At 65.8% G+C, this 21,055-nt stretch carries 21 protein-coding genes; 10 read left to right on the top strand and 11 right to left on the bottom strand.

The window, feature by feature from the left end; all coding sequences use genetic code 11:
• Positions 1–30: 30 nt before the first annotated feature.
• On the bottom strand, positions 31–1,026 hold the full coding sequence (locus ISP14_RS09925; protein ID WP_404538911.1) for a VOC family protein: 996 nt from the start codon (positions 1,024–1,026) through the stop codon (positions 31–33).
• A gap of 179 nt (positions 1,027–1,205) precedes the next feature.
• The gene (locus ISP14_RS09920) at positions 1,206–2,141 is read right to left on the bottom strand and encodes a GlxA family transcriptional regulator (RefSeq protein WP_404538909.1); all 936 of its coding nucleotides are present in this window, start codon (positions 2,139–2,141) and stop codon (positions 1,206–1,208) included.
• A gap of 176 nt (positions 2,142–2,317) precedes the next feature.
• Between ISP14_RS09920 and ISP14_RS09915 the strand changes: the two genes are divergently transcribed.
• The 3 genes from ISP14_RS09915 (at position 2,318) to ISP14_RS09905 (ending at position 4,200) form a co-directional block, all read left to right on the top strand.
• A complete protein-coding gene (locus ISP14_RS09915; RefSeq protein ID WP_404538907.1) occupies positions 2,318–2,584 on the top strand; it encodes a hypothetical protein in 267 nt (88 codons plus the stop codon).
• A 235-nt stretch (positions 2,585–2,819) separates the two neighbouring features.
• Entirely contained in the window at positions 2,820–3,434 is a 615-nt protein-coding gene (locus ISP14_RS09910; protein ID WP_404538904.1) for a dihydrofolate reductase family protein, read from the top strand.
• A gap of 85 nt (positions 3,435–3,519) precedes the next feature.
• Positions 3,520–4,200, top strand: coding sequence for a DsbA family oxidoreductase (locus ISP14_RS09905; RefSeq protein ID WP_404538901.1), 681 nt, complete (start codon positions 3,520–3,522; stop codon positions 4,198–4,200).
• 81 nt (positions 4,201–4,281) lie between these two features.
• Here the strand turns inward: ISP14_RS09905 and ISP14_RS09900 are convergent, their stop codons facing one another.
• From ISP14_RS09900 to ISP14_RS09890, 3 genes are read right to left on the bottom strand one after another with little or no spacing between them, the layout of a single operon-like run.
• A complete protein-coding gene (locus tag ISP14_RS09900; RefSeq protein WP_404539175.1) occupies positions 4,282–4,803 on the bottom strand; it encodes a gluconokinase in 522 nt (173 codons plus the stop codon).
• Between the two features lie 9 nt (positions 4,804–4,812).
• Positions 4,813–5,385, bottom strand: coding sequence for a DUF3455 domain-containing protein (locus ISP14_RS09895; protein ID WP_404538898.1), 573 nt, complete (start codon positions 5,383–5,385; stop codon positions 4,813–4,815).
• Positions 5,386–5,398: 13 nt separating this feature from the next.
• Complete coding sequence (locus ISP14_RS09890) at positions 5,399–6,118, bottom strand: hypothetical protein (protein ID WP_404538895.1); 720 nt, start codon at positions 6,116–6,118, stop codon at positions 5,399–5,401.
• Between the two features lie 287 nt (positions 6,119–6,405).
• Between ISP14_RS09890 and ISP14_RS09885 the strand changes: the two genes are divergently transcribed.
• On the top strand, positions 6,406–7,104 hold the full coding sequence (locus ISP14_RS09885) for an energy transducer TonB (RefSeq protein WP_404538891.1): 699 nt from the start codon (positions 6,406–6,408) through the stop codon (positions 7,102–7,104).
• Here ISP14_RS09885 and ISP14_RS09880 read toward each other — a convergent pair whose 3' ends face one another.
• Positions 7,105–7,713, bottom strand: a complete 609-nt coding sequence (locus tag ISP14_RS09880) for a CGNR zinc finger domain-containing protein (protein WP_404538889.1) — start codon at positions 7,711–7,713, stop codon at positions 7,105–7,107.
• A gap of 102 nt (positions 7,714–7,815) precedes the next feature.
• Here ISP14_RS09880 and ISP14_RS09875 point away from each other — a divergent pair, with 102 nt between their 5' ends.
• Entirely contained in the window at positions 7,816–9,156 is a 1,341-nt protein-coding gene (locus ISP14_RS09875; protein WP_404538886.1) for a glycoside hydrolase family 2, read from the top strand.
• A gap of 45 nt (positions 9,157–9,201) precedes the next feature.
• On the opposite strand, the gene ISP14_RS09870 is transcribed toward ISP14_RS09875, so the two are convergent.
• The 3 genes from ISP14_RS09870 to ISP14_RS09860 all read right to left on the bottom strand — a co-directional run bounded on the left by ISP14_RS09870 (position 9,202) and on the right by ISP14_RS09860 (position 11,531).
• Positions 9,202–9,588: a hypothetical protein gene (locus ISP14_RS09870; protein WP_404538883.1), complete on the bottom strand. Its 387-nt coding sequence runs from the start codon at positions 9,586–9,588 to the stop codon at positions 9,202–9,204.
• A gap of 300 nt (positions 9,589–9,888) precedes the next feature.
• On the bottom strand, positions 9,889–10,476 hold the full coding sequence (locus ISP14_RS09865) for a YdeI/OmpD-associated family protein (RefSeq protein ID WP_404538880.1): 588 nt from the start codon (positions 10,474–10,476) through the stop codon (positions 9,889–9,891).
• Positions 10,477–10,658: 182 nt separating this feature from the next.
• Positions 10,659–11,531, bottom strand: coding sequence for a LysR substrate-binding domain-containing protein (locus ISP14_RS09860; RefSeq protein WP_404538877.1), 873 nt, complete (start codon positions 11,529–11,531; stop codon positions 10,659–10,661).
• A gap of 116 nt (positions 11,532–11,647) precedes the next feature.
• Between ISP14_RS09860 and ISP14_RS09855 the strand changes: the two genes are divergently transcribed.
• Positions 11,648–12,169: a lipocalin-like domain-containing protein gene (locus tag ISP14_RS09855; protein WP_404538874.1), complete on the top strand. Its 522-nt coding sequence runs from the start codon at positions 11,648–11,650 to the stop codon at positions 12,167–12,169.
• Between the two features lie 156 nt (positions 12,170–12,325).
• Here the strand turns inward: ISP14_RS09855 and ISP14_RS09850 are convergent, their stop codons facing one another.
• Positions 12,326–12,811: a YciI family protein gene (locus ISP14_RS09850; RefSeq protein WP_404538872.1), complete on the bottom strand. Its 486-nt coding sequence runs from the start codon at positions 12,809–12,811 to the stop codon at positions 12,326–12,328.
• 71 nt (positions 12,812–12,882) lie between these two features.
• Between ISP14_RS09850 and ISP14_RS09845 the strand changes: the two genes are divergently transcribed.
• From ISP14_RS09845 to ISP14_RS09830, 4 genes are all read left to right on the top strand, one after another.
• A complete protein-coding gene (locus ISP14_RS09845) occupies positions 12,883–13,701 on the top strand; it encodes a hypothetical protein (RefSeq protein ID WP_404538869.1) in 819 nt (272 codons plus the stop codon).
• A gap of 257 nt (positions 13,702–13,958) precedes the next feature.
• Positions 13,959–14,645 carry a hypothetical protein gene (locus ISP14_RS09840; protein WP_404538866.1) on the top strand — a complete coding sequence of 229 codons (687 nt, stop codon included), beginning with the start codon at positions 13,959–13,961 and terminating at the stop codon, positions 14,643–14,645.
• A gap of 241 nt (positions 14,646–14,886) precedes the next feature.
• On the top strand, positions 14,887–15,747 hold the full coding sequence (locus tag ISP14_RS09835; protein ID WP_404538863.1) for a hypothetical protein: 861 nt from the start codon (positions 14,887–14,889) through the stop codon (positions 15,745–15,747).
• A 148-nt stretch (positions 15,748–15,895) separates the two neighbouring features.
• Positions 15,896–17,704 (top strand): amidase, encoded by a 1,809-nt coding sequence (locus ISP14_RS09830; protein ID WP_404538860.1) that lies wholly within the window; start codon positions 15,896–15,898, stop codon positions 17,702–17,704.
• Between the two features lie 287 nt (positions 17,705–17,991).
• Here the strand turns inward: ISP14_RS09830 and ISP14_RS09825 are convergent, their stop codons facing one another.
• A complete protein-coding gene (locus tag ISP14_RS09825; protein WP_404538858.1) occupies positions 17,992–20,829 on the bottom strand; it encodes a PPC domain-containing protein in 2,838 nt (945 codons plus the stop codon).
• Positions 20,830–21,055: the final 226 nt, after the last annotated feature.

The following is a 21,055-nucleotide window of genomic DNA, read 5'->3' as shown; positions in this document are numbered from 1 at the left end:
GCCATCACGCACGGCGCGGGCCATCAGGGATCAGAGACTCGCGCCAGCGCAGGGCGACACCCCTGACTGCATTGCATGGAATTCGATGGACAGGCCGAGATCGTCTTGTGTCGGCGCGAGGATGGATGCGCCGGACAGGCCGCGGTAGGTCGCCAGCGGGCGCTCATAGCCACGCTCCACCCAGCGCTGCGCGCGGCCGAGGTCGCTCACGCCGATACTCACGCCCAGGACGCGCGGGCCGCCGTTCGCCATGGTCTGCGCAGCGATGCCCGCGCCGTCGGGCTGCAGCGCCAGCAGCGCGGTCGGACCGACCGGCACGCAATAGCCCTTCGCGCCGAGCGCCGGCAGCTTGACCGGCACCGCATGGCCGTAACCCATCGTTTCGAGCTGGCGGCGATCGGCATCGGCGTCGGCCGACACCAGCCAGATCGATGACAGCTCGCGCGCCCCGTTGGGATGCTCGCGCGTCGCACGGTAGTCGCCGGCGTTGGCGGGATCGAACTGGTCGGGCGCATAGCCGTCCGCGTAGTCGATGAAGAAGGTGTTGCTCGACAGCGGCGCGCGGTCGAACGCGAACAGCTGCCAACCAGGCTTTGCGCTGTCGGGGCCGGAGAAGAAGGGCGTGACCGCGTAGTGCAAGGCCTGCAGCGAGCGGTGAATCGCATCCAGCGAGGAAGTGCGAAAACCAAAGGTGCGCGAACCCGGCCCACCCTTCAACGCCTGCTGGTCCTCCTTCATGCCCGGATCGAACGCGGGATCGGGCCGGGTGATGCCTAGCAGTTCAATGAAACTGCTGTCGGCCAGTCGGATGTAGCGGTTGGCCACACCGCCAGGGTCGTGCCCCGGCCGCACCTGGAAGCCCAGCTTGACCGCCATGACTGCGGTGGACTGATCGATCCCGCGCCCCCACAGCAAGATGTGGTCCAGCCGCGTGGCGGGCGCGGCGGCAACGGTCGCCGGTGCCGACGCCTGCGCGACACCGGCACACAACAGCAGCCAAGCCGAAACGAAACGGATCAGGCGCATGCGTATCCTCGTACGTAAGGTTGGGGAATGTTCCTCGGCAAGCCGCGTTTGCCGGCCTGCTCCGAGGCGCCCTTTTATGGGCGGATCGCGCCTTGCCGGCAAGGACAATTTCCGGACAAAAACAGCCAACGCGCCTACGCGCCGCGCATGTGCGGCACGCCGGCGACAGCATGCTGCGATCAGGCGGCTGCGCCGCGACGAAGGGATTGCGGCGACATGCCCAGCGCACGGACAAAGGCGCGGCGCATGCGACTGGCATCGCCGAAACCCGTCGACGCGGCGATGTGGTCCAGGCTGAGATGGCTGGTCTCTACCGCGATGCGCGCGGCTTCAAGGCGCAGGCCTTCCACGACCTTCGCCGGCGTCGCGCCGATCTCCGCGGCGAAGGCGCGGGCGAAGTTCCGCGGGCTCATCGCGGCACGCTCGGCCAACCGCTCGATCGTCATCGGCTCGGCGATGCGCGCACGCATCCAGTCGATCAGCTCGCCGAAACGCCCGGTGCGGCCGCCACGTTCCACCAGCGCGGAGTACTGCGACTGCCCACCGTGCCGCCGCTGGTGCACCACCAGTTGCTGCGCCGCGCGCCGCGCGATGCCGGGACCCAGATCATCCTCGACCAGCGCCAACGCCAGGTCGATCCCGGCGGAGATGCCTGCCGACGTCCACACCTCGCCGTCCCTCACGAACATCCGGTCGGCATCCAGCCGCACCTTTGGGTAACGCAGCCGGAAGCGTTCGGCTGCGTCCCAGTGCGTGGTAGCGCGGCGGCCGTCGAGCAGGCCAGCCTCCGCGAGGAAGAAGGCGCCGGAGCAGACGCCCGCCGTGCGCCGCCGCGCGTCCACGCCCAGCCAGGCCATGATGTCGCGCTGACTCTCCTCGACCTGTGCCAAGTTCCCGCCCGAAACGATCACCGTGTCGAAACACCCCGGCGCCAGCGGCGCGGCCGCCAAACACACGCCCGAGGAGCTGCGCACGATGCCGCCGCCCGGGGCCAGCACCTTGATCGTGTAGCTGTCCGGACGAAAACGCTCCGCCATCTCGAACACCGCAACCGGACCGGCGGCATCCAGCAGCTGGAATCCCGGAAAGACGATGATGGCGATCTCGCGTCGCATGTGCCGGCCGCTCGCAGGTGCAATGGCGGGAAAGTGGCGTAACCGCGAGGCGGACGTCAAGCCGGGCTGCGGGCCATGCAATGTGTGATGCACACCACATTTGGACGCCTTCTCCTGGCCCGGGACATGCTCTTTCTGACAGTGAGCCTCCGCTTAGGGACCTTGGAACCGCCGTCATGTACCAGTTCATCGAATGCATCATCGCTGGGGGACCGGAGCACGGCCTGATCCGGCGTCGTTTGTGGGATCCCCGCTACGCCCTGCCGCCTGCGATGTCCACGCAGGACGGGCAACTCTGCAACGTTGCCGCCAGCCGGACGGCCGGCCGCTCCGGCCGCTGCTTTCTGCTGCTCCATCCGCTGGCCAGCGGCCGCGAGTTCATCGACATGCTGGCGGTGCTGAATGAGCACGCCGCGTCAGACAGTGCCCCGGCAGCCCACTGAGCGGCCGCATTGCGTCAGGCAGGGTGGCCCCCTGATCCGGGGCAGCCTGATACGTTTTCCCCGCAGCCCCAGTTCTCCGCACGCATCATGCGGATGTAGCGAAACGCCGCCCATCTGGCAGCCGGCGGCCCGAATGAACTGGCCAAGCTCAACTTCTCCTGTTGTCGATTCCCGAGTCGTCCGTTCGTCATGAAGACAGGCGGGCAGCTCGGCTCGCGCAGCAGGAAGTCCGGCAATGCGCAAACTCATCGTTCCCGCATTCATCAGCCTCGATGGCGTCGTGCAAGCGCCCGGCGGCCCGGAGGAGGACACCAGCGGCGCCTTTGCCTACGGCGGCTGGATCTGGCCTTACGCCGACACGTCCGGCGAAGTGATGGGCGGCGTGTTCTCGGAGCCGTTCGAGCTGCTGCTTGGACGCCGCACCTACGACATCTTCGCTTCGTACTGGCCGCACGTGCCGGAGGATGCGCCGTACCGAGGCATTGCGGACATGTTCAATGGCACGATCAAGCACGTCGCCACCCATCATCCCGAGACGCTGGCATGGCGGCACAGCCGCGCGCTGGCACCGGATATCGCCGCCACGGTGCGTGAACTCAAGCAGGGCGACGGCCCCAACCTGGTCACTCAGGGCAGCAGCGCGCTGGTGCGCCAGTTGCTGGCCACGGAGCTGGTCGACGAACTGCGCTTGCTGGTCTATCCGGTGCTGCTCGGCCGCGGCAAGCGCCTGTTCGACGATCACACGTTGGCCTCGGCTTTTCGCCTCGCTGCGTCGAGGACCACAAGCAGCGGCGTGCTGGTCAACCGTTACTTCCGTGAGGGCGCAGTGCAGACCGGGTCATTCGAATAACGCGGGCGCAGCACGCACGCCGCGCGATTGAGATGCGCGCTTCCGCCTCCACATCATGGGCACCCGAACCTGCTCTGGATCGCCCATGGCCGCCGCTGCCCCGCTCCGCATCGATTTCGTCTCCGACGTGGCCTGCCCGTGGTGTGCGGTCGGGCTCGCCAGCTTGCAGCAGGCGCTGGAGAAACTCGATGGCGAGGTGCACGCGGAAATCCACCTGCAGCCGTTCGAGCTGAATCCGCAGATGGCGGCCGAAGGCGAGGATGCTGGCGAACACATCATGCGCAAGTACGGCATCGACGAGGCCCGGATGGATGCCAACCGCGCAGCGATCCGCGAACGCGCCGCGGCGCTCGGCTTCGCCTACAACGTGCGGCACGGCAGCCGCGTCTGGAACACCTTCGATGCGCACCGGCTGCTGCACTGGGCCGAATTGCAGGACAACACTCGCGCGCTGGCGCTGAAGAATGCGCTGCTGCGCGCCTATTTCAGCGACGGCGAAAACGTCTCCGACCGCGACGTACTCGTCCGCGTCGCCGGGAGTGCCGGCCTCGACGCCGGCGAAGCGCGCCGTGTGCTGGACAGCGGCGAATACGCCGACGAAGTGCGCGCGAGAGAGCGGCACTTCCAGCAGGCCGGCATCCACTCCGTGCCCGCCACCATCGTCAACGGCACGCACCTGATCTCGGGTGGGCAGCCGCCGGAGGTGTTCGAACAGGCGTTGCGGGAGATTGCGGCAGAGGCCGCCAACCAAGCCCCCGACCGATGACACCACGACGGCCCCGCAAGTCCTGAAGTATCCCGGCACTGACAGCATCGATCGAGCGAAGCACGCACGCCAAGGCCAGCTTCAAGCCGACCGGCCCGGCATCGACAGCGCCTGCATGGCCATAGCCGTCATGGAGCCCAGGTCGGCACCGGCCTCCAGCACGATGGCGTGCTCGTCCGCGATAGGTTCCTCCATCGCTGCCAGCTGGCTGTCGAGCAGGCTGGCCGGCATGAAATGCGTGCGCTCGCGCAGGCGGCGTGCCAGTTCGTCGCGCGGCACGCGCAGATAAACCAGGCGCAATGCGGGATCCGCCTGGCGCAGCACATCGCGGTAGGCGCGACGCAACGCGGAGCAGGCAACCACCACGCCCTGCCCGCGATGCATGGCGATCGCCGAAGCGATCGCTTCAAGCCATGGCTGGCGATCCGTATCGTCCAGCGGGATGCCGGCACGCATCTTTTCGATGTTCGTCGCGGGATGCAGCGCGTCGCCCTCCACGAAGTCCACGCCGCATGCACGCGCCAGGGCGGCGCCGACATGGCTCTTGCCGCTGCCGGAGACGCCCATCACGACGATGGCCGGCAGCGCGGGAATCGGCTGCACCTGCAAGATTCAACCCCGAAAAAACAGGTACACCGCGCTGTACGGCACGCGCGCTTCCTTGCCCGCATGGCCCGCATCGCACCCCGACGCCGGCGCCGCGCCGCCCTCGGTGCGCTCGCGCACGATGTATTGCACCGTCGCCATTTCGCCGTTGCCTGCGTGCGATTTGGCGTGCAGTACCAGCCAGGGTATGGCACCGGCATCGGGCGAAGGCGAGACATTCACGGGTTCGCCCACCACCGTGCTGCCATCGCTCGCCTGCCAGGTCGGCCCGGCGAAATGCTTGCCGATCGCCTTGCCCTTGGCATTCGTCAGGGTGGCATCCGGTGCCTTCAATGCCCACGCATAGGTTGCACCGGAAGCCTTGCATGAGTAGATCTGCACGCCCTTGCCGAATGCCTCGATGGCAGCTGCCTTCGGCGCTCCCTGGGCATGTGTCGCGCCCGCAAACATCACGACTGCCAAGGCGCAGCATTCCAATGATTTCCGCATGACGCGTCTCCCAGGGATTTCCCGAATTTCCGGCCGCGCCGCAGGGCGCCGTGCCATGCCCGAAGCATGCTCCGGCACCCACGGGAACACCAACCCGGGTGCCTTACATCGCCGGCGCGGGCGTTCCGTCGGACCACTTGTCGGCCGGCACCATCATCACCTTGACCGGCTCGGGGCCGTCGTGGAACTGCGGGTTCAACATTACCGGCGAGCCGGGCTGGTCGGCACCCCAGTCCGCGTCGCGCGGGACATAGAACATCAAGTGCGGCATCCAGTGCCCCACGTCGTCGTTCAAGTAACCCTGCTTCGACAACATGTAGCACATCGCGCCGGGCTCCAGCGGCGGCAGCTGCTTGCCGGCCACCGCGGCCTTCATGCCCTGCAGGATCTGCTCCTTCGATCGGCCGGCAAGCGCCAGCTCCGTCCTCTTCAGGCTGATCGGCAGGATCGACCGGGCAGCCTGCGGATTGAGGCACATGGGCCCGCGCAGCTTGGGATTCCAGAACTCAGGGAAATCGAACTGCGCCGTCCAGCCCCGGTCGACCAGGCAGACAAAGCCGTTCTTGCCCTTGACCGCTGTGATGTAGCCATGCGGCCCGAGCACCAGGACCGTGGCGTCATCGGAAATGGCCTTGGGTGCCGCGCTGCGTGCCAGCGCGATTTCCGCATTGCGGTCCGCCATCAGGTATTGCGCCAGCGGCGCCATGGCCGGATAGGCGTGTGGCGGGTTCTGCGCTGGCGAACCTTCGGCGGCGGCCGTTGCTGTGGCCAGGAGCACGCCCAGTGTCACACCGATCTTCCAGCGGCCGGTACCTTGCTTCATCGCAGTTCTCCCCGTCTCATCGCGCAGGCATGGCTGGTTGGAATCCGACTCGATCCGGATCGGCCCCGATGGCACACCAGCCAAAAGCGCCAGCGAGCGACCCTACCCCATGACGAACGGGTGGGCCGGAAATCGACATGCCAGCACCGTGCCGCCACCGGACCAGGCCGGCAACCGACAGATGGCGCAGGCGCGGCACCGGGCCTGCCGTCGGCCTCCCGTCCCACCATGAAGCACGGTACGCTGCCGACTTTCTTGTTGCCGCGTCCGGCAACGAAGGGGGAGCGATGCGCAAGGAATGGGGCGTCCTGGCACTTTTGATGGGCTTGGCGGGATGCGTTCCGCCGCCACAGCATCGAGTCACGCTGGATGGTGCTCCATGGCCGGTGGATGCTGCTGGACGCCCCGCTACCGGCGAAACCCTGCTGCTCATCCTGGTCGACTATCGCGGCGTGCCGGTAGAAGCCTGTATCGAGAAAAGCAGCGGCAACGATGTACTCGATGCGTCAGCGATAAAACACATGACCACGCATCTGTACCAACCGGAAATGAAGAACGGCTTTCCAGCTTCCAGCTATCTCCGGGTTCCCGTGAATTTCGGTTCGGCAGCGGATGCCGCAGTGGCATGGCCGCCCTCACAAGCCGCCAGGGAATGCCAACCGCAGCCCGTACCCGGCATCTCCCCGTCGGAGCTGGCTTTGGTAGCGCAGAAACAGTTCACGGTCTCTCCGACGTCAGCGGGAGAGGTGCCAGGCGTCGGCCAGCCATGGCCTGCGGATGCCAACGGCAAGCCAAGCAGCATCGATGCTTATGCGCATGTGCTGGTGGATCCGGCCGGGCACATCGTTGCCATCGAAGGCCTCAAGCCGGATATCTACACGGCGTTCAATACCCATGCGTCGCACACGATCACCGGCATGCGCTTTGCGCCCAGCAACGTGCAGCATTGGGAGGTAGTGGCGTTCCACTTCCACGGCAACGGGTGATCAATCCCGGCGATAGCGCTGCATCTTGTCCGCGGTACCACAGGTTTCCATGGCGCACCAGCGGCGGCGCTGATTTTTACTGGTATCGAGAAACAGCCATCCGCACGAGGTGGTATTGGCACAGCGGCGCAGCCGCGAGATAGACGCATCGCCGAGCAAGTCCAGCGCATCCAGCGCAATGCGCTTCAGCGGCAGCCGTGCATCGCGGGCATCGGCGCGCCAATGCAGGTGTCCATCGGCACCGAGCGACTGGCCGGCCCAAGCCAGCTGCAGCCAGCGATCGAGCCCACGCACCGCCCCCGCAGGCATCGGCGAGCCGTCGACCCGCGCGGCGAACAATGCATGCAGCTGATCGCGCAAGGTCTCCACCTCGCGCATCAACACCGCACGCTTGTGCACTACGCGCGGTGCACGGACGCCATCGCCCGGATGCAACGCACCGGCGCGGAGGCACCACGCGATGAAACGCTGCGGCTGCTGCAGGTAATCCTCGATCTCGACGGCGTAGCGGTCGTGGATGCTGTTGACGAAATCCAGGCACAGGCGTCCCCCATCGAGGCGGATGGCGTCAACCGGCCGTGGCGGCAAATGACCGTGCGCGGGCGACATGCGTGATGGGCGGGTCCTTTGGATCACGCCCCTATGCTACCGTCTAAATGAATTTGAATGGTAACCTGTCTGCCGGCATCAAACAGCCGTCGAGGTCATTGCATGATGTCCCCATCGCCAGCCGCGGCTGCGCCGTCGATCGACACGACACAACGCAGGCTTTTCATCGGCATCGTCGTGGTGACGCTGGTCACCTTGATCGCCGTGATGGCCGACCTGGCGATCGGCGGCCGCCCCGATCCGCAGGCGCTGCGCTCCGCCGCAACGCTGCTCGATGGTTCCTGGCGATTCCACATCGGCGACGATCCGCACTGGGCGGATGTCCGTACGGACGATACCCCATGGGAGACGGTCGACCTGACGGCCCCGCCGGGCAGCCACGATGGCGATGTGGGTCTGCCGGACTACGTGGGCGGGTGGATGGCGCACGGCCATCCCGGCTATCACGGCTACGCCTGGTACCGACGTGTGGTGACGGTACCGGCCGGGCGCGGGTCATGGGACATCCTCGGACCGACCCTCGTCGACGATGGCTACGAGCTGTATTGGAACGGCCAGCGGCTGGGCGGCTCGGGCCGGCTCGGCCCGGACCCGCGCGTGGTCGGCACGCGGCCGCTGCGGTTCGCCCTTCCCGCCGATGCGGCAGGCACCCGCGGCGTGCTCGCCATCCGCACCTACATGCTCGTCAGCTCCGGGGTCAGCGCCGACGGGGGTGGCATGCACAGCGCCCCCATACTCGCCCCGCGGCCGGTAAGCGACGCGCTCCATCGCGTGCAATGGGCGCGGACCATCGCCGGTTACATTGTCGATGCGATCGAACCGATCGCCATGCTGGCACTCGTCGTCCTGGCGTTCGCATGCTGGTCCCGCAGCAGCCGCAAGGGCTTCCTGGTCTTCGGCGGCATCGCGCTCGCGCTTACCGCAGCCAGACGCCTCAACAATGCCATCGTGGCGTGGACCGACCTGCAGGACCTCGCCACCTATACGTGGTTGGCGTCGGTGATGTGGGTGCCGACGGTGGCCGCGTGGGCGCTGGCCTGGAACCGCTGGAGCCGGCACCCGTGGCGAAGCATCGACGTCGCGGCCGTGGTGCTGATGGTCGTCGGGCTGATCGGCGCCATGATCCATGCGACAGACATGACCCGCATCAGCCGGCTCGGGTCGATCGCGCTATGCGTGGTGATCGGCGTGCGCGTTGTCCGCGACGGACCGATGCGGGTCCTGGCACTTGTGACCCTGGCCTCGATCATGGCCGCGCTGTTTGGCAGCGAATGGCTCGATCCCATCGGCGTGCCGGGCATCTGGTTTCCGTTCGGCATCGGCGTGGCGCGGACGCAGTACGTTTACGCGCTCGTCGTCGTGCTGATGGCATTCCTGATCGTGCGAAGCATCGGCGATAGCCATCCCGGCGGCGCCAAGGGAAACAGCGTCGCCGCCTCATAGTGGAAAGACGACCCTCACCCGCCCTGCCTGTTTTCCGAACCTGTTTCAGTCGAGCCGCAACCAGTTCAGGAACAAACCGCACTCGCGGTCTTCGACCCGATGCCCTTCGCGTTCTTCGGTCACTATGCCCCACGCGACCTGCGTGCCGTCATCCCGGGGACTATCGACCCTCAGGCGTTCGCCCAGCGGGACGGGAAAGCGGGTCACGAGCACCATGGTGCCCTCGTGCTTCGCAACCACCAGCGCAGGCTTGCAGACCGTGTTGGTCGTCGCCCAGCCCGTGTTGATGTGAATCTGCACTTCCTGCGGGGGAAACTGGCCGCGATTCTCCAGGTGCCAGCCGTCGGCCTTCTCCAGCAGCGAACTCAGATGCGGGTCGTTCCAGTCGACCGTACCGACCGAAACGCTTGAGCGTGACTTGTCGTGGCCCATGGCTCTCCCCTTGTCGAACGGAACGCGAACGTGCTTGCGCACGATCGGGGCGGTCCGGTAACGCTATGCAACCGAGCCCTGCTGCGCCAGCAGCCACCCAAGCCAGGGCTTTCGGGGCCAACATACCAGAACCACCACCAACCGGCGTGACGTCAATCGCCGTGCCGTCTCCGTCGGCGGTGCATATCCGGCCCAGTTGACCAGACATTCCGGTAATCACCGCCCACCGGACCTGTGCTGACCAAGGCAGCGCGCGGCTACAGACAGGTCACGCTGCTATGGGGCATTTGCGCAGCTCCATTAATGAAACTTTTCCCCACGCGCCAGCATTTCGATGATCTGCTTCATTCGCTTGATCTTGGTTTCCGGGAGTTTGGCGGTCTGCAGTCGGTAGGCGATCGCGTACAGATTGGCTCTATTGAGCGACGCGTAGAACTGGCTGGCCTTTTTGTTGCGAGCCAGCTCCTTGAGAAATTCCGGAGGCACCGTTGCGTTTGCGGGGGAGTCGTAAGCAGCGGCCCATCGCCCGTCTGCCCTGGCTGCATCCACCTCTTTGAGGCCCGCAGCTGTCATGTGACCCTCACGGATCAGTCGGTCCACGTGTTCGGTATTCCTCTTGGACCAGCGGCTCTTGGGGCCGCGTGGCGTGAATTTCTGTATCCAGGAGTCTGCGTCTAGCGGCAACTTCTGCCCGTCGACCCAACCGAAACACAGCGCCTGATCCAGCGCTTCGGCATAGGTGATTGACTCGACGCCGGAATCCTTCTTGAAAATCCTGAGAAGCAGGCCGTCGGCCTGGGCATGTTCTGTCGCCAACCAAGAACGAAATTCTTGGGCAGACTGAAACTGTCGCTGCTGCGCCTCAGGTTTGGATTTCGCCGGAGCCATACTGCCTCGTTGCGCTTGGCCACCGCCTCAGTCTATCGACAACGACCGCTTTGGCCGCAACCGGCCCAGTTCGCCAGATCGCAGGTCGCTCCGGGGAGGTAGCCAGGCAGATGTCACGATGGCCCATCGACACATAGGCATGCGGCCTGCATCCGAGTGCATGATGTGTCCTGTTGGCTTTCTCAGCCCAGATGCGTTCGTGCCTGCTCCATCACCGCTTGTCGCAGCTGCGTCAACGCTGGCGACGGCGGGCCAAGGGCGGCATGCAGGCACAGGTCCACATGCGGCAGCGGCGGCAGGCCGTGGCGTTCGTCCAGCCGCATCAGCGAAGGCGGGAGGTCGGCGGCCGTGCGCACGGTGATGCCCAGACCCGCGGTCACGCCGGCCCACAGACTGTGCAGGCTGGCCGTGACGAAAGCCGGCCGCCAGGCGATGCCGGCGCTATCCAACGCGGCCGTACCCGCCTGGCGGAAGAAGCACGGCGGCTGGTAGAGCGCCAGATCCAGCACCGTGTCGGGCCGCACCAGCTCGCCCGTCCCTGCGGGACCGATCCAGGCCATCGGCAGCACGGCCAGGCGCTCGGCGTCCGCGCGCGCGCCCTGGTTCATGGCAAGCACCAGATCGAGCTCGCCGCGGTCGAGCCGTTCGAGCAGCAGCCCGTTGCGTTCGACCAGCACATCCACCCGCACCGCCGGGTAGGCCTTCCTGAATTGCCCCAACGCCGCCGGCAACCAGCTCTCGGCGAAATCGCCCGGCAGGCCGAAGCGCACCACGCCATCGACCGCCGCGCCGCGCACCGCATGGATCGCTTCGTCGTTGAGCTCCAGGATGCGCTGCGCATAGGCGTGCACCCGGTCGCCCGCCTCGGTCAACACCACGCGGCGGCCCTGCTTGCGAAACAACGGTTCACCCAACTGCAGTTCCAGCTTGCGCATCTGCTGGCTGATCGCCGAGGGCGAGCGTCCGATCCGTTCCGCGGCACGGGCCAGGCTGCCCAGGTGCAGGATCGCCACCAGGCTGCGCAAGGCGTCCATGTCGAGATTGGGAAACGACATAGATAAGAAATTCAAAAGTGTTACCACCGAATTATTCGGTTTTTCCGAAGATCAGCAAGACCTACGATCGACCCAACCCCATCCATGCGGCCCCTGATTCGAAGGAGAACAACCCCATGAGCCTGCGCCACACCCTGCTCCGCCTTGCCGTTGTCGCCTGCCTGTTGCCCGGCCTGGCCTGGTCCTCGGGCGCCACAGGGGCCGATACCCGGGGCGATGCCTCGCTGGCCGGTACCTGGACGCTGGTGGCGGCTGACGTGCTGCATCCGGACGGCTCACGCTCGCACGACTACGGCGATGCGCCGAAGGGCCTGCTGCTGATCGACCGCATGGGCCACTACGCGCTGCAGATCTTCCGCGGCGACCGCCCGCGCTTCGCCAACCCGGACAAGGCCAAGGCCAGCGCGCAGGAATACCGGGCAGCCGTGATGGGCGCGAGCACGCATTTCGGCATGATCACGGTCGAACCGGACCGGCACCAGATGGTGTTCCATATCGAAGGCGCCTCCTTTCCCAACTGGGAGGGGCAACAGCAAAGCCGCAGCTTCGAGCTGCACGGCGACACGCTCAGCTACCGGGTGCCGCCGCGTCCGGATGGCAATGTGCCGGTATCGGTCTGGCGGCGCATCGGCGGCTGAGCCACGTCTCAAAAGTGGCTACGGCCCGGTTGGCATGGCAGCGTCATCCCGGCACGCCTTGCGGCAGCCGGAGCCAGCCGCACGCTGTCAGCAACCTGCACTCCGATCCGAATTCAGCCCTAGGATACTTGCCACCCGCTTTCGTTCGCGCACGAGCTACGGCTTGAACCGGCGAACCTCCTGCGGCCAGCCGCAGGCTTCGGCCACTTTACCGGCCCATTGCCTTGCCGCCGGCTCGTCGGCCACTTCGATCACGGCGAACCCGCCCAGGAACTGGGGGTTGTTCAGGTACGGCCCGTCGGTGAACGTCAGCGTGCCGCTGGTGGTATCCGCGCTGAAGGCATCCTGCGGGTCCTCCTCCAGCCCTCCGGCAAACACGTAGACGCCGGCGGCCTTCATGTCGGTCACGACGGCATGTGCAAGCGGCCCGCGCGAGGCGAACCACGCCTCGCTGTGGTCGCCGACCCACGCCTGGTTGAAGTAGATGAGGTACTTGCTCATGCCATGTCCCGAGGCCTCGCAGCCCCAGTGGCTGCCGTTCTCCTCACGACGAACAGGCCAAGCGCGGTTCGACACACGCCAGTCCGAAACTACGGCACAGCGGCACATGGATGACAGCACACCAAAAAATTTCGAATCCATGTCGATCTGCGGGAGTCTCCTTCGTCGCTCCAGCACGGTCGCAAGGGCCGACTTTCACAGGAGAGATCACTATGAGAAAGCTGGCTCTGAACAAGTCTGTTTCGCTCGGCATCGATGGCACCTTCGGGGGCAGGCGGAGCACCGTGAGAAAGAAGCTCGTGGGCCGGCTTGCCGCCCAACTGATGGCGTGCGCCCCGCTGGCTTTGCTTGCCGCCAGCGGCGCTGTCGCGGCTCCCGCCGAAACCTATGCCCACATGGCCCCCGTCGATGCTTACCTGATGGCCCGCCCCCAGGAAATCGCCCTGGCCAAAAGTGCCGCGCCGGCGTCCATCTCCAAGGACGCGACCATCCTGGTCATGACCCGCACCGGTTATGAAACCGCCGTCACGGGCAGCAACGGGTTTGTGTGCTGGGTGGCACGGAGTTTCAGCGGCGCCCCCGACTGGCCCGAGCGATGGAACCCGAAGATCCGCGCCCCCGGATGCGACAACCCGCAGGCCGCGCGCACCGTCACTGCGATTGCCAAGCTGCGTACGGCGATGACCCTTGCCGGCCGCACCGACGCGGAAGTCGCCGACCGCATCAAGGCCGCCCTGCGCACCAAGGAAATCCCGCCACTGGAGCCGGGCGCCATGTGCTACATGATGTCGAAAACCGCCTACCTGTCGGATGACGGCGGCCACGACATGGCGCACGTCATGTTCTACGTCCCGTTCAAGGATGGCGCCAACTGGGGGGCCAACGCGTCGGGCTCTCCGGTCTTCGGCGGCAACTACTGGTTCTACACGCCGGGCCATCAAGCCGAGGCTGCCGCCCTGCCGCCGCTGTCGGTGCTCCTGGTCGGCGTCGCCACCTGGTCCGACGGCACGCCTGCCGGGATGGCGATGTAGGCAAAGGCTGGGCGGAGTGGGCTGGCCGGGTTTGCCGTGGGTCGCTTTCAGGGACGACCGGCAGATACGCGCGCACTCCGCTCTTGCGCGCCAACGCGAACCCTTCCGCCAAAAGCGAGCATCACTTGGCCCTCGGCGGCACCCGCCTGGTCCGGTTATGGCATTCCCCTGCCTGCCCGGGATATGGCGAACAGCACCGGGCCGGCGTATGGTCCGCTAGCTGCATTGACCCCGGGGGGGAAGAGATGGCTCTGCACATGGAAGGAAGCATCGACGCGAGTGCAGGCATGCATCCAGACGCGTTGGAGTCGCCGAAGCTCACGTTTGCCGTATTGAACGCAAAAATCGACGCATTGCCCAAGTTCCCTGACGATTCGACCATCCTTCCAAAGAAGGCCAAGTGGGGATTCCTGGTTGCTATTGTGGGCGCACTGCTTAGCTTGCTCAGCGTCAAGTTGCTTCCCAGCAACGCGATCTACACGCTCATCCTCAGCGCTATGGGCATCGTCATAGAGATCGTGGGCATCGTTATCGCCGCTCTCGCCGAAATGCCCAGGCAGTGGCCGACATTCGCCCGCGAACGGTGTGAATTCGCGGCAGAACTGGATTTCGACTTACCTCACCACTTGGCGTTGGTCGATTGGCTGCGCAGTTTTCCACGCGACCAGCGCGAAAAGCTGAGCGAGTTCGTCAGCTACCGGCACGCACGCATGAAGGAGAAACTCCCCATGCTCACCGGCAGCATCGAAAAGCTGGGCGCCCTGCCCATCGTCATCGCACTCTATCTGCAGTTCAAGGACATGCACTGGCCGCCCCACCCCAGCTGGTTGGAAGTCTTCCTGATCTTTGCGCTGGTTTTTGGCTACTGGCTGAGTATGCAGCAGATCAGCGTCAGACTACGGCTCCAGCTCTATGAGATGTTGCTCGGCAAGGCGCTGACGTAGAAGGCCTTGTGAAATTCCTGGCAACAGAGCAGAGCAAAAAGTATCGGGGACAACTTGAATACCGGAGGGTTGCCATACGGAAGTCGAGCCATGCATGGCAGCATCCCATGCCAACCTTCCCGCCACCCTCAGCACAGACTCAACGGCAATCTCGTCCCAAGCCCCCAACCATCGTCAGCGTGTCGCTGACGCCTTTTTCCTGTTTGACAACCGAATTCCAAACGACGCGAGGATTCCACACATGCCACGTTTCCATTTTCTCCGCAGTACCGCCATGGGAGTGAGTCTCGGCGTAGCTGCTGCCTGCATGTCGCTGCCCGCTTTCGCCACCACGCCGGTCACGGTGACCTTCGAGGCGAACAGCGTGTGGGCGCAGCAGATCGGAAACCTCGATCATTCCGACAGCTCGCGCGATTACACCGTGGCGATCGCGGCGGGCAAGACATTGCAGCTCAACCTCATCACCAGCAATGCGAACGTGTATTTCAAAGTGAACGACCAGACCCACGACAAACAACTGCTGGACTCCCATAAAACGGGCGCCTCCACCTGGTCGTCTCCGAACGCGACAGCCACGACGTACACGATCCAGGTCTACATGGACCCTGAGGCGGTAAAGCGCGACGAAACCGCGAAATATGCGTTGCAGATCGGGCAGTACGGGGCCGCCGACTTGCAGCCCCCGACGACCGCCATGACGTTCCAGGCCAACAAGCCATGGGCGGTGGAAAATGGGAGCCTGGCTTCTGGCGCGACCGCACACAACTTCACCGTTTCCATTGCCGCGGGCATGGCCGTCAAGGTCAATCTGGTCTCCAGCACCCCCCAGCTGCACTTCAAGGTGAATGACCAGACCCACAACAAACCGCTGGTCGACACAAGCGCCACCGGGACGAACACCTGGTCCGAGTCGGCTGCGACGGCGACGAACTACATGATTCAGGTATACGTCGATCCAGCGACGATGCCGTCCGGACAACAAGCACCGTTCACCCTGCAGGTCGGCCAATACGCCTCCGGCGGCGCGCAACCCGCCGGTGCGACCACGGCCGCGTCACCCGCTGCGGCAACATCGGCATCGACGCCTTCGGCCTCGCCATAAGCAGCGGCGTCCGCCGAAGGTCAGGATCAAGGCGAGTCAGCGCACTTCCGGCAGCAAATAAGCGGCGCCGGCACCGTTGCCGGGCCGCTTCCTTGCCGAGTATTCGACAACAACGCGCCCCCGCTGCAGGGGCGCATCGGGGAGAAGCATGAAGACGCGTCGCGATTTCCTGACTCAGGCGCCGCTGGGCCTGCTGGGTGCCGTGGTGGCTGGTGGCGCATTGGCGCAGACCGGACAGAACCCTGCCCCGGCCACGCCGCCGCCCGGTTCGCCCGGCGCCTTCAACACCGCGCCGCCGGCGGGACCGAAGCTGACCACGGCCACCTTCGCCGAGGCGGAGAAGCTGCAACAGGTAACGATGACCGAAGCGCAACGCGAGATGGCGGTGGCCAACTGGCCCACCTCCATGGCTGCGTTGCTGGAGCGCCGCACCGGCCCGCGCAAGGTGGCACTGGAAGAAGGGCTGGCCCCGGCCACCACCTGGTTCCCGGCGATGGGCCGCGCGCACGCTGGCCCCACACATGATCGCTTCGCGCCGTCCAAGGTGGCGGCCACGCCGCTGCCGGCCAAGGATGAGGACATCGCCTTCGCCTCGGTCGCCCAGCTCGGCGCATGGATCCACGCGCGCAAGCTCAGCTCCACCCGGCTGACCAGGATCTACCTCGAGCGCCTGAAGCGCTTCGACCCGCAGCTGCGCTGCGTCATCACCTTGTGCGAAGACCACGCACTGGCGCAGGCCGCACAGGCCGACAAGGAGCTCGCCGCCGGCCATTACCGCGGCCCGCTGCACGGCATTCCGTGGGGCGCGAAGGATCTGCTCGACACCGCCGGTATCGCCACCACCTACGGCGCCGATCCCTTCAAGAACCGCGTGCCGAAGGACGACGGCGCGGTCACCCGCAAGCTCAACGAGGCCGGCGCGGTGCTGGTCGCCAAGCTGAGCCTGGGCGGGCTGGCGCTCAACGACATCTGGTTCGGCGGCCAGACCATGAACCCGTGGCTGCTGCAGGAAGGCGCCTCCGGCTCCAGCGCCGGCCCGGCCTCGGCCACGGCGGCCGGGCTGGTGGCGTTCGCCATCGGCAGCGAAACCCAGGGCAGCATCATCAGCCCGTGCATGCGCTGCGGCACCACCGGCCTGCGCCCCACCTACGGTCGCGTGCCGCGTACCGGCGCCATGACGCTGTGCTGGACGATGGACAAGCTCGGCCCCATCGCCCGCTCGGTGGAAGATACCTTGCTGGTGCTCGACGCCATCCACGGCACCGACCCCGGCGACGACGCCAGCGTGGCCGCGCACCTGGATTACGACGCGGCCGCGCCGATCAAGGGCCTGAAGGTTGGCTACTTCCCCGGCTGGATGAAAGATGCGCCAGCCACCGACCTGGACCGCACCGCACTCGACCAGCTGCGCGCGCTCGGTCTGGTCCCCACCGAAGTGTCCCTGCCCGATTGGCCGTACGACGACCTCAACGTGCTGCTGTTCGCCGAATCCGCGGCGGCCTTCGAGGAGCTCACGCTCTCCGGCGCCGCCGACCAGATGCGCGTACAGACTCCGGATGCCTGGCCCAACCTGTTCCGCGAATCGCGCTTCCTCTCCGCCGTCGACTTCGTGCAGGCCGACCGCTTGCGCCGCAAAGTAGCGAAAGAGATGGAGCGCGTGATGGGCGAGGTGGACCTGCTGCTGGTGCCCTCGCTGCGCGACGAGATGATGGTGATCTCCAACATGACCGGCCACCCGTCGCTCACCTTGCGCACCGGCTTCGTGGAAGTGAGTCAGGTGCGTAGCGATTGGGCGCCCGACCCGAAACATCCGTTGCCCAAGCTGGCCAAGCCGCACCGCGTGCCCTATGGCATCACCTTGATCGGCCGGCTGTTCGAGGAAGGCACGCTGGGGCGTGTCGGACGCGCGCTGGAAGCGAGGGTGGCGGTGGCCGGGGAACGGCCGCCGGGATTCTGATCCGCGCGGGCTGATCCAGGAGATGGGATCGTAAGCGTGCCGAGGCGACGAGCAAGTGGTCGAAGCGCCGCAGCCTTGCCCGAAGTTCGGCAAGAAGATGATGCAAGGCATCAACAGACGTACAAGCGAACCTTTCTGGTGCTGTCCGTCCTACCTGGGCTGCCGCGGTACACGCCAGCTTGGTGAGAGCGCACTCTGGCGCTTGCTTTGGACGTCCGCGATGGCCAGGCCGGCCATCGCGGAGCATCCCTTTCCAGAACGTCACCGAAGGGTGACGTCACTTGCTTTTACGGCAACCACTGGGCCCGAAGGGTCAGGCCGGTGACGGCAGTCTGGGCATGCACCAACACGTAGTACGTACCAGGCTTCGGATTGCTTGAGGCGCACAGCTCGTTGTTGCCGGCGTTGGACGAGCGACAGCCGTAGCTAGTCAGCGTCGGCGCCGAGCCGTACTTGATGTACAGATCGGCGTTGCCCGTTCCGTTCACCGTCATCACCTCGCTGTAGGTGGCGCCGCTGGGGATCGTCACGGTGTACCGCAGGTCCCCACCCGCCGCGATCTTCAGTCCGGTCACGGGGACGTCGTTCTGCAACTTGCCGCCCGGTGCGGGTGCGGGTGCGGGTGCGGGTGCGGGTGCCGGTGCCGGTGCCGGTGCAGGTGCAGGTGCAGGTGCAGGTGCAGGTGCCGGTGCCGGTGCCGGTGCAGGTGCCGGTGCGGGTGCCGGTGCGGGTGCCGGTGCAGGCGCCGGTGCGGGTGCCGGCGGCGGTAGCGATGTGATCGCCGGCGGAGGCGGAACCGCGGTCACGGTGCCGCCACCGCTTACGTTGAAGGCAAGCACGCCATTGGCGCTGGCCATGAACGTGCCACCGGGCGACACGCTTACCTGCTGCTGTCCGTTGACGTTGGCCACCGTCACCGAATAAGCGGCCTGGGGGACCAGCTCGGTGACCACATGCGTGGCGGCATTCGCGGGCACGGTGTAGCTGATGGTCCCGCTGATGGGCGTGCCTGCGGCCCCGGCGTTATTGATGACCACGTCGTTGCCGTCACTGCCCGACAAGCTCACGCCCACAATGGCGCCCGCGTTGACGGTGACCGGCGTGGCAGAGGCCACGGCCGTCGGCGACGACGAGGTATCGAACACGTTCAACCACTGCTGGCTGAGGCCTGCGGTCGGCGCGCGCTCCTGCACCTGCCACACCTTCACCGGGTTGCTGCTCGGATACAGACCCACCGTGGTGGTGGTCGCATTGGCGGGAAGCACCGAGGTCATCGCGCCGGCATAGGTTCCGTTGTAGGTCACGTCCAGCCGCGTCTCGCCGGCTGGCGCCGAGCCCTTGGCCGGGGTGGCCGGGAAATGCCACGCCAGGTACTGGTCGTAGGCGCTGCTGCCGGCCGTGGTGCGGTCGTGGACGACGAATCGATGCGGTCGCAGGTACACCACCTCGCGCGACCAGGCCGCCACGGCCGGGCCGGCAGAGAACTTGCGATACATATCCTCGATATGTTCGGCGCGGGTGTAGACGTACGGCCCACCTTCCTCGAAGGCCGCGACGTGCGTGCGCACCTGGTTGTCTTCGGTGGTTGCCGCTGCCTGCGAACCGCCTTCGACGATCGTGCTGCCGCTTTTGTTGAACACGTAGAAGATGTTGTAGAGCTGGCGGTTGCCCATGTAGAGCGTACCGTCGCTGCTGCCGTAGTTGTCGTTGTAGATGCTGTTCTCGTCCGCGGAGCCGGTAGGCCCGTGCACCATCCAGCCGCCGGCATTGACCAGCAGCGGCGTGTTGCCCTGCGTCAGCGCCAGGCTGCCTTGGTCGAAGTATTCCTCACCCTGCGACGGCGCATTGGTGTACGGCCCCGCGCGGAACGACATCCAGCTGGCAGCGGTACCCCAATCCGAGCGCGCCGCCACCGCGTTCATGCCACTGGCGAAGTACGACAACGGCAGGGAGGTAAGCGATGTGGTGGGCGCGGCAGGGTTGGTCTCCAGGAACAGCAGCCATGGCGCGGAGGAATTGAAGCCGCTGGTGGCCGTGCTGACCTCGTTGAGATACTCATGGAATACGCCCACCTTGGGCGATTTCCAGAACCCCATTTCGCCCAGGATCATCTCCGCCAGGCCCACCTGCGTGGTGCCGGGCATCCCGATGCCGACAGGCGAGCCATCCGCGTGGTTGGTGTCGCGGTCGTCGAAATACGCACGCGACGGCCAGGTGAAATGGACCATGTAGTCGGCGCTGTCCAGCGGAAAGCCGTACGGTGTCGCCGTGGGGTGGATGATGTCCGTGCCGGTCGCCGTCATCACTTCGCGTGCGGGCAAGGTCATGTTGAGAATGCCGAACGGCGCGTAGTTGGCATAGCCTTCCGGCCAGCCACCGCCGGTCAGGTGCTGCGCGTAGAACGGCTGCACGCGCTGGCCGAACTGGTTGGTGTACCAGTCGCTCCACTGCGTCGGCGCACTGGGGTTGTCCCCGTAGGTGCCCAGTGCAATGGCCGCCTTGGCGTGGAAATAGCCGGCAAAATAGTTGCTCTGCGGGTGGCTGTATTCGAACGTCTGCGTTTCGAAGGACGTCACCCACGCATTGGCGGTGGTGTAGACCTGGGTCCGCTGTGCCGGGGTCAGCAAGTCGTACAGCCAGTCGTAGCCCAGGCCGAAGCCCACGCCGTAGAAGCGAATGGCGTAGCCGTCATCGACGTTCGGGTTCTCACCCTGGCTGCCGTACGGCGCAGCCATCTTCATCAGGATATCGACCGCCTTCGCACCGTAGGTGGCCGCAGCGGTGGGGTTGCTGGTCTTCAAAGTCTGATAGCAGAGCGCCTCGGACAGCAGCGCCGGCAGGTAAGACTCGCCCTGGTAGCCCGAACCGATATTGGGCAGGTTCGGGTAGGTAGCGCCGGTCGGATAATTCACCGTGCCACCGATGTACGAGTCGCAGACCGACTTCAGCATCTGCCACTCGGGCGTGTTGGCGGCGGCGTTCTGGCGCAGGGTCGAAAGGGTTGGCGCATCGAGGATCAACCGGGGATGCGCCGCAGTCACGGCGGGTGCTGTCGCGGCAAAAGCATTCGCGGACAGCGTGGTCATCAACAGGGTCAACAGCGTGGCGCAGCTGCCTGCGCCCACGCCGCGTAGAAACCTGGACGGCTTGCCCAAAGCACGCGGATGAGTGGCCGCGCCAGGGGTCGAAGCAACGGCAGGGGTAGAAGCGAGGGCGCACGCGAGACGCCCCGCCTTATCATTGCGGGGAAAATTCATTTAAGACTCCAAGACTCGTCGTTCCCCGGGTGCCTGCGACAAGCCTTCGTCTACATCTCGGGGGGAATGGACCAAACTCCGGTCCAACGTTAAA

Origin of the sequence: Dyella agri (assembly GCF_044904705.1) — a bacterium.
Lineage (GTDB): Bacteria > Pseudomonadota > Gammaproteobacteria > Xanthomonadales > Rhodanobacteraceae > Rhodanobacter_A > Rhodanobacter_A agri.
The sequence above is the reverse complement of the archived record's forward strand: the minus strand, read 5'-3'. Positions and strand labels throughout refer to the sequence as shown.

What these genes read in the sequence shown, in the direction of transcription:
- ISP14_RS09925 (WP_404538911.1), bottom strand. Translation starts at nt 1,026, where the DNA reads ATGCGCCTGATCCGTTTCGTTTCGGCTTGGCTGCTGTTGTGTGCCGGT.
- ISP14_RS09920 (WP_404538909.1), bottom strand. Translation starts at nt 2,141, where the DNA reads ATGCGACGCGAGATCGCCATCATCGTCTTTCCGGGATTCCAGCTGCTG.
- ISP14_RS09915 (WP_404538907.1), top strand. Translation starts at nt 2,318, where the DNA reads ATGTACCAGTTCATCGAATGCATCATCGCTGGGGGACCGGAGCACGGC.
- ISP14_RS09910 (WP_404538904.1), top strand. Translation starts at nt 2,820, where the DNA reads ATGCGCAAACTCATCGTTCCCGCATTCATCAGCCTCGATGGCGTCGTG.
- ISP14_RS09905 (WP_404538901.1), top strand. Translation starts at nt 3,520, where the DNA reads ATGGCCGCCGCTGCCCCGCTCCGCATCGATTTCGTCTCCGACGTGGCC.
- ISP14_RS09890 (WP_404538895.1), bottom strand. Translation starts at nt 6,118, where the DNA reads ATGAAGCAAGGTACCGGCCGCTGGAAGATCGGTGTGACACTGGGCGTG.
- ISP14_RS09885 (WP_404538891.1), top strand. Translation starts at nt 6,406, where the DNA reads ATGCGCAAGGAATGGGGCGTCCTGGCACTTTTGATGGGCTTGGCGGGA.
- ISP14_RS09880 (WP_404538889.1), bottom strand. Translation starts at nt 7,713, where the DNA reads ATGTCGCCCGCGCACGGTCATTTGCCGCCACGGCCGGTTGACGCCATC.
- ISP14_RS09875 (WP_404538886.1), top strand. Translation starts at nt 7,816, where the DNA reads ATGATGTCCCCATCGCCAGCCGCGGCTGCGCCGTCGATCGACACGACA.
- ISP14_RS09870 (WP_404538883.1), bottom strand. Translation starts at nt 9,588, where the DNA reads ATGGGCCACGACAAGTCACGCTCAAGCGTTTCGGTCGGTACGGTCGAC.
- ISP14_RS09865 (WP_404538880.1), bottom strand. Translation starts at nt 10,476, where the DNA reads ATGGCTCCGGCGAAATCCAAACCTGAGGCGCAGCAGCGACAGTTTCAG.
- ISP14_RS09860 (WP_404538877.1), bottom strand. Translation starts at nt 11,531, where the DNA reads ATGTCGTTTCCCAATCTCGACATGGACGCCTTGCGCAGCCTGGTGGCG.
- ISP14_RS09855 (WP_404538874.1), top strand. Translation starts at nt 11,648, where the DNA reads ATGAGCCTGCGCCACACCCTGCTCCGCCTTGCCGTTGTCGCCTGCCTG.
- ISP14_RS09850 (WP_404538872.1), bottom strand. Translation starts at nt 12,811, where the DNA reads ATGGATTCGAAATTTTTTGGTGTGCTGTCATCCATGTGCCGCTGTGCC.
- ISP14_RS09845 (WP_404538869.1), top strand. Translation starts at nt 12,883, where the DNA reads ATGAGAAAGCTGGCTCTGAACAAGTCTGTTTCGCTCGGCATCGATGGC.
- ISP14_RS09840 (WP_404538866.1), top strand. Translation starts at nt 13,959, where the DNA reads ATGGAAGGAAGCATCGACGCGAGTGCAGGCATGCATCCAGACGCGTTG.
- ISP14_RS09835 (WP_404538863.1), top strand. Translation starts at nt 14,887, where the DNA reads ATGCCACGTTTCCATTTTCTCCGCAGTACCGCCATGGGAGTGAGTCTC.
- ISP14_RS09830 (WP_404538860.1), top strand. Translation starts at nt 15,896, where the DNA reads ATGAAGACGCGTCGCGATTTCCTGACTCAGGCGCCGCTGGGCCTGCTG.